Source organism: Legionella sp. PATHC039, from assembly GCF_026191275.1.
Classification (GTDB): Bacteria; Pseudomonadota; Gammaproteobacteria; order Legionellales; family Legionellaceae; genus Legionella; species Legionella pneumophila.
The window spans coordinates 2,253,012-2,260,000 of record NZ_JAPHOP010000001.1; the positions used below are offsets into that span (position 1 = coordinate 2,253,012).

Consider the following 6,989-nt stretch of genomic DNA (forward strand, 5'->3'; position numbering starts at 1 on the left):
TTATTCCAAACCTTCAACTTCAATACCCATGCTACGTGCTGTACCTGCAATACTTCTTACAGCCGCGGCTAGATCAGCCGCTGTCAGATCAGGTTTCTTGACCTTGGCAATTTCTTCAAGTTGACTAACATTCAGTTTGGCTACTTTTTTAGTATTTGGTGTGCCACTTCCGCTTTGAATGCCAGCAGCCTTTTTCAGCAGAACTGAAGCTGGAGGGGTCTTGGTTATAAAGGTAAAACTACGATCACTATATACAGTGATAACAACTGGAATAGGAAGACCTTGTTCCATTTGCTGTGTCGCTGCATTGAATGCTTTACAGAATTCCATAATATTTACACCACGTTGACCTAAAGCAGGCCCAACTGGAGGGCTAGGATTTGCTTTTCCTGCAGGGATCTGTAATTTAATATATGCTTCTACTTTTTTTGCCATTATTACTCCTTATGGGTCATGCGCTAGCTTTTATTGAATTAGCATTTTCAATTAAGTCTTAGCTCCCCGGTTTTGTAAAACTTTTAAATTTAAATTTTAAACAGTACAATAAATTTAAATTCTTATCTAAATTATTTATGTTTTTTCTACTTGACTGAACTCAAGTTCTACTGGAGTTGAACGTCCAAAAATAAGAACCGCTACTCTTAGCCTGTTTTTCTCATAATTGACCTCTTCAACAACTCCATTAAAGTCAACAAATGGACCTTCTTTCACTCTGATTACTTCTCCAGGCTCAAACAGTATTTTTGGCCTTGGCTTAGTTACGCCATCTTCAACTCGTTGCATAATGGCTTGAGCTTCTTTATCAGAAATCGGAGTCGGGGTTTGGCTGGTTCCGCCAATAAAGCCCAGAACTCTGGGTATTCCTCTTACCATGTGCCATGTTTGATCATCCATTACCATATGTACGAGGACATATCCTGGGAAAAACTTGCGGGTACTTTTACGCTTTTGGCCTGAGCGCATTTCAACAACTTCTTCTGAAGGTACAACTACCTCGCCTATTTTATCTTGTAAATTGTGGTGTTTTGCACGAGATGTTATTTCGCGCATGACAAAATTTTCATATCCTGAATAGGCATGTACAACGTACCACTGTTTTGCTTTGTTTTCCTCGACCATATTCACCCTAAATGTGTTAACTTAGCAATTGCCCACATCATGATTGAATCTACTCCCCAGAGTATAAATCCTGTCAATCCAACCATCACCATTACTATAGTAGTTGTTTGTATTGTTTCTTGCCGTGTAGGCCAAACCACTTTTAATAATTCAACTTTTGCTTCTTGCGCAAACGCAAAGACTCTCTTACCTGTTGTTGTTAAGTAACCCAAGAAAAGGATCAAAATAAGCCACGCAAGCCATATTATCGATTGAATTGGTCCTGTGAACGTATAATAGTAAGTACATACAAAAGCTCCTGCTGTAGCTAATATGATAGCTAGCCAGGACATTATATCTTTCATCTTACCTTGATTTTCGTTTGAACTTTTCATATTTACTTGTAGTTGGCAGGCCAGGAGGGAATCGAACCCCCAACCTGCGGTTTTGGAGACCGCCACTCTGCCAATTGAGCTACTGGCCTAAATTTTATTGACATGAGCCATGTATATAAGGCTCATGCCACTTTTGTACTTTTTCCTATTTTACTCGATTATTTTAGCGACTACACCGGCGCCAACAGTTCGGCCACCCTCTCTAATTGCGAATCTTAAACCTTCATCCATCGCAATCGGAGCATGCAAGCTAACAACTAATTGCACATTATCTCCAGGCATTACCATTTCAACTCCTGATGGCAAGTCACAAGTACCTGTCACGTCAGTGGTTCTGAAATAGAATTGTGGACGGTATCCATTAAAGAATGGTGTGTGACGTCCGCCTTCTTCCTTGGATAATACATACACTTCTGCTTCAAACTTGGTGTGTGGCTTGATGGTACCTGGCTTCGCCAATACCTGTCCACGCTCCACTTCATCTCGCTTCGTACCTCGTAATAACACACCAACGTTATCACCAGCTCGACCTTCATCAAGTAATTTACGGAACATCTCAACACCCGTACAAGTCGTCTTTTGGGTGTCTCTTATTCCTACAATTTCAACTTCCTCACCAACTTTAACAATTCCACTCTCAACACGACCAGTTACCACTGTTCCGCGTCCAGAAATTGAAAATACGTCTTCAATCGGTAACAAAAATGGCTTGTCTATGTTTCTAACTGGCTCAGGAATGTATGAATCCATTGTTTCAACCAATTTCTCAATAGCCTTAACGCCTATATCACTGTCTTCACCTTCCAATGCTTTCAAAGCTGAACCAACAACAATGGGTATGTCATCCCCTGGGAAATCGTAACTGCTTAATAAATCTCGCACTTCCATTTCCACTAACTCTAATAACTCAGGGTCATCAACCATATCCGCTTTGTTCATGAACACAACAATATATGGAACACCTACCTGGCGAGACAATAGAATGTGTTCCCTCGTTTGTGGCATAGGACCATCAGCTGCTGATACAACCAGTATCGCTCCGTCCATTTGCGCAGCACCAGTAATCATGTTCTTAACATAGTCAGCATGCCCCGGGCAGTCTACGTGCGCATAATGTCTGCTCGCTGATTCGTATTCAACATGTGCTGTAGAAATAGTAATCCCACGCTCTCTTTCTTCTGGCGCAGCATCAATTTGATCGTACGCTTTCGCTGTACCACCGTATTTCTTCGCCATAATCGTTGTAATAGCTGCTGTCAATGTCGTCTTACCATGGTCTACGTGACCAATCGTGCCCACGTTTACGTGCGGCTTCTTACGTTCAAATTTTTCCTTCGCCATCGGAAAGTCTCCCCGTTTGCTAATTTATATTACATGGTGCCCACAACTGGACTCGAACCAACGACCTCTTCCTTACCAAGGAAGTGCTCTACCGCCTGAGCTATGTGGGCTTTCATATCAGCTTGCTAACTCACACCAACAAGCAAATACTATTCACTACTTTGGAGCGGGTGATGGGAATCGAACCCACGCTATCAGCTTGGAAGGCTGAAGTTCTACCATTGAACTACACCCGCTTTTTAACTTCTCTCTTAACTGGTGGAGGGGGAAGGATTCGAACCTTCGAAGGCTGAGCCGTCAGATTTACAGTCTGATCCCTTTGACCGCTCGGGAACCCCTCCAAAAAGAACGCTATTGTCTTTTAAGATGAATGGAATGTCAACATTTTTAGTCAACGTTTATCCCTATTTAGATGGTGCTGGCACCAGGAATCGAACCCGGGACCTACTGATTACAAGTCAGTTGCTCTACCAACTGAGCTACGCCAGCATATTCTTTACATATGATAGGTTAGCGCTTATTTAATTTATATTATGCGCATACAAGTAACCTATTTTAATTTAGTAGGCTTTACATGCCACACTATAAAATAAAACCCTGGCGATGACCTACTTTCGCATGAGGAGACCTCACACTATCATTGGCGCGGAAATGTTTCACTTCTGAGTTCGAGATGGTATCAGGTGGTTCCAAATCGCTATAGTCGCCAGGAAAACTGGTTTACCTGAGGCTTTGATTGCTTTATTAAGCCACAGGTTTGGTAAAGAGTCAGAGTTTACACGATACGTTGCACGTATACAAATCAATATCACATTCTGAAGTCACTCAGATTATATGGTCAAGACAATCAGCCAATTAGTACAAGTTAGCTTCACGCATTACTGCGCTTCCACACCTTGCCTATCAACGTCGTAGTCTTCAACGGGCTTCATGGGAAAACTCATCTTGAGGGAGGCTTCCCGCTTAGATGCTTTCAGCGGTTATCCCGTCCGAACTTAGCTACCCGGCCATGCCACTGGCGTGACAACCGGTGCACCAGAGGTTCGTCCACTCCGGTCCTCTCGTACTAGGAGCAGCTCCTCTCAATTTTCCTACGCCCACGGCAGATAGGGACCGAACTGTCTCACGACGTTCTAAACCCAGCTCGCGTACCACTTTAAATGGCGAACAGCCATACCCTTGGGACCTGCTTCAGCCCCAGGATGTGATGAGCCGACATCGAGGTGCCAAACACCGCCGTCGATATGAACTCTTGGGCGGTATCAGCCTGTTATCCCCGGAGTACCTTTTATCCGTTGAGCGATGGCCCTTCCATTCAGAACCACCGGATCACTAAGACCAACTTTCGTTCCTGCTCGAGCCGTCACTCTCGCAGTCAAGCACCCTTTTGCCTTTACACTCTTGGTACGATGTCCGACCGTACCGAGGGTACCTTTGTGCTCCTCCGTTACTCTTTGGGAGGAGACCGCCCCAGTCAAACTACCCATCATACACTGTCCTCATCCAGGATTACTGGACCAAGTTAGAACCTCAATAACAACAGGGTGGTATTTCAAGGGCGGCTCCATGAGAACTAGCGTCCTCACTTCACAGCCTCCCACCTATCCTACACAGTCATCATCAAAGTCCAGTGCAAAACTATAGTAAAGGTTCACGGGGTCTTTCCGTCTAGCCGCGGGTACACTGCATCTTCACAGCGATTTCAATTTCACTGAGTCTCGGGTGGAGACAGTGTGGCCATCGTTACGCCATTCGTGCAGGTCGGAACTTACCCGACAAGGAATTTCGCTACCTTAGGACCGTTATAGTTACGGCCGCCGTTTACCGGGGCTTCGATCAAGAGCTTCTCCGAAGATAACCCCATCAATTAACCTTCCGGCACCGGGCAGGCGTCACACCCTATACGTCTTCTTACGAATTTGCAGAGTGCTGTGTTTTTAATAAACAGTCGCAGCCACCTGGTCTCTGCGGCCCTCTCCAGCTCTGAAAGTAAATCCCATCACCAGAAAGGGCGTACCTTCTCCCGAAGTTACGGTACCATTTTGCCTAGTTCCTTCACCCGAGTTCTCTCAAGCGCCTTAGTATTCTCTACCTGTCCACCTGTGTCGGTTTGCGGTACGGTTCTCTATAAGTTATGGCTAGCAGCTTTTCCTGGAAGCCGGGCATCAATGACTTCTCTGTACCAAAAGGTCAGAACCACTTCGCACCTCAGAGTATCGGAAAACCGGATTTGCCAAGTCTTCCCCCCTACATGCAAGTACCAGGACAACCAACGCCTGGCTCACCTAGCCTTCTTCGTCCCCACTTCACCACTTATAAAAAGTCCAGGAATATTAACCTGGTTCCCATCGACTACGCTCTTCAGCCTCGCCTTAGGGGCCGACTCACCCTGCTCCGATTAACGTCGTGCAGGAAACCTGGGACTTCCGGCGTGTGGGCTTTTCACCCACATTATCGTTACTCATGTCAGCATTCGCACTTCTGATACCTCCAGCACACTTCTCAATGCACCTTCATCAGCCTACAGAACGCTCCCCTACCACGTGCGCCTTCGCGCACATCCGCAGCTTCGGTGACTAGTTTTAGCCCCGTTACATCTTCCGCGCAGGCCGACTCGACCAGTGAGCTATTACGCTTTCTTTAAAGGGTGGCTGCTTCTAAGCCAACCTCCTGGCTGTCTATGCCTTCCCACATCGTTTCCCACTTAACTAGTACTTGGGGACCTTAGCTGGCGGTCTGGGTTGTTTCCCTCTCCACGACGGACGTTAGCACCCGCCGTGTGTCTCCCGTGATCCAATTAGCCGGTATTCGGAGTTTGCATCGGTTTGGTAAGCCATGACAGCCCCCTAGCCGAAACAGTGCTCTACCCCCAGTAATCATTCACGAGGCGCTACCTAAATAGCTTTCGGGGAGAACCAGCTATCTCCGGGCTTGATTAGCCTTTCACTCCTAGCCACACGTCATCCGATAATTTTTCAACATTACCCGGTTCGGACCTCCAGTTGGTGTTACCCAACCTTCATCCTGCACATGGCTAGATCGCCCGGTTTCGGGTCTACTCCCAGCGACTATCGCCCTATTCAGACTCGATTTCTCTACGGCTCCCTTATTCAGTTAACCTCGCCACTGAAAGTAACTCGCTGACCCATTATACAAAAGGTACGCAGTCACACAGCCTAAACCATGCTCCCACTGCTTGTACGCAAACGGTTTCAGATTCTATTTCACTCCCCTCTCCGGGGTTCTTTTCACCTTTCCCTCACGGTACTGGTTCACTATCGGTCAGTAAGTAGTATTTAGCCTTGGATGATGGTCCACCCATCTTCAACCAGGATTTCACGTGTCCCGGCCTACTTGCTCGCGTGCCTAGTTCCTCATCAAACCTTCGTATACGGGGCTTTCACCCTCTACGGCCAACTTTCCCAAATTGTTCTACTCAGTTCAATAATAAATCACGCCAGGCTCCTCCCCGTTCGCTCGCCGCTACTTGGAGAATCTCTCTTGATTTCTTTTCCTTCGGGTACTTAGATGTTTCAGTTCCCCGAGTTCGCCTTTGCACCCTATGTATTCAAATGCAAATGACCGCATCGCTGCAGCCGGGTTCCCCCATTCGGACATCTATGGCTCAACGCTCGTTTCCAGCTCCCCATAGCTTTTCGCAGGATTCCACGTCCTTCTTCGCCTCTTACTGCCAAGGCATCCACCGTTTGCGCTTCTCTTCTTGACCATATAATCTCAATCACCTCAAAATCACATGATGCATATACCAATCGCTTGTGTTACCTCTTCTTCTTTACCATCTTGTTAATGAACTCCGGCTATACCAGAATAAAATGCTCTCCATAAAAAAAAACACTTTGTTCTGGTCAATCCCCTCAATCTATTGGTGGAGCCGAGGAGGATCGAACTCCTGACCCCCTGCGTGCAAGGCAGGTGCTCTCCCAGCTGAGCTACGACCCCAATCTTGGACCGCGTTCTTAAATAATGAAAACAAACTGTGTGGGCACTTTGATTCCTTCTGTGCCTTTCTATGTAAGGAGGTGATCCAGCCGCAGGTTCCCCTACGGCTACCTTGTTACGACTTCACCCCAGTCATGAACCACACCGTGGTAAACGTCCCCCCAAAGGTTAGACTATCTACTTCTGGTGCAACCC

At 46.4% G+C, this 6,989-nt stretch carries 4 protein-coding genes, 6 tRNA genes and 3 rRNA genes (1 of these 13 only partly in view); all 13 read right to left on the reverse strand.

Translation table 11 applies throughout. The features are described 5' to 3' along the window. Positions 1 to 435 carry a 50S ribosomal protein L11 gene (gene rplK / locus OQI99_RS10280; protein ID WP_010946069.1) on the reverse strand — a complete coding sequence of 145 codons (435 nt, stop codon included), beginning with the start codon at positions 433 to 435 and terminating at the stop codon, positions 1 to 3. Between the two features lie 135 nt (positions 436 to 570). Continuing rightward, positions 571 to 1,119, reverse strand: a complete 549-nt coding sequence (nusG, locus tag OQI99_RS10285) for a transcription termination/antitermination protein NusG (protein WP_014840953.1) — start codon at positions 1,117 to 1,119, stop codon at positions 571 to 573. Positions 1,120 to 1,121: 2 nt separating this feature from the next. Further along, a complete protein-coding gene (secE, locus tag OQI99_RS10290; protein WP_027268332.1) occupies positions 1,122 to 1,493 on the reverse strand; it encodes a preprotein translocase subunit SecE in 372 nt (123 codons plus the stop codon). A 13-nt stretch (positions 1,494 to 1,506) separates the two neighbouring features. Continuing rightward, positions 1,507 to 1,582, reverse strand: a tRNA-Trp gene (locus OQI99_RS10295). A gap of 61 nt (positions 1,583 to 1,643) precedes the next feature. After that, a complete protein-coding gene (gene tuf, locus OQI99_RS10300; protein WP_010946066.1) occupies positions 1,644 to 2,834 on the reverse strand; it encodes an elongation factor Tu in 1,191 nt (396 codons plus the stop codon). 34 nt (positions 2,835 to 2,868) lie between these two features. Next, positions 2,869 to 2,944 (reverse strand) — tRNA-Thr (locus OQI99_RS10305). A gap of 52 nt (positions 2,945 to 2,996) precedes the next feature. Beyond that, positions 2,997 to 3,070 (reverse strand) — tRNA-Gly (locus tag OQI99_RS10310). A 20-nt stretch (positions 3,071 to 3,090) separates the two neighbouring features. Continuing rightward, positions 3,091 to 3,175: transfer RNA gene (locus OQI99_RS10315), tRNA-Tyr, on the reverse strand. A gap of 72 nt (positions 3,176 to 3,247) precedes the next feature. After that, positions 3,248 to 3,323, reverse strand: a tRNA-Thr gene (locus OQI99_RS10320). 106 nt (positions 3,324 to 3,429) lie between these two features. Then, positions 3,430 to 3,545: ribosomal RNA gene (rrf, locus tag OQI99_RS10325) — 5S ribosomal RNA — on the reverse strand. A gap of 123 nt (positions 3,546 to 3,668) precedes the next feature. Further along, positions 3,669 to 6,561, reverse strand: a 23S ribosomal RNA gene (locus OQI99_RS10330). 157 nt (positions 6,562 to 6,718) lie between these two features. Next, a tRNA-Ala gene (locus OQI99_RS10335) sits at positions 6,719 to 6,794 on the reverse strand. A gap of 73 nt (positions 6,795 to 6,867) precedes the next feature. Then, positions 6,868 to 6,989, reverse strand: a 16S ribosomal RNA gene (locus tag OQI99_RS10340); it runs 1,422 nt beyond the window's last position. Together the 16S, 23S and 5S rRNA genes with 5 tRNA genes alongside form the textbook arrangement of a ribosomal RNA operon.

Bases quoted from the DNA above. Each gene is read 5' to 3' on its own strand.
- rplK (WP_010946069.1), bottom strand. From the start codon at position 435: ATGGCAAAAAAAGTAGAAGCATATATTAAATTACAGATCCCTGCAGGA.
- nusG (WP_014840953.1), bottom strand. From the start codon at position 1,119: ATGGTCGAGGAAAACAAAGCAAAACAGTGGTACGTTGTACATGCCTAT.
- secE (WP_027268332.1), bottom strand. From the start codon at position 1,493: ATGAAAAGTTCAAACGAAAATCAAGGTAAGATGAAAGATATAATGTCC.
- tuf (WP_010946066.1), bottom strand. From the start codon at position 2,834: ATGGCGAAGGAAAAATTTGAACGTAAGAAGCCGCACGTAAACGTGGGC.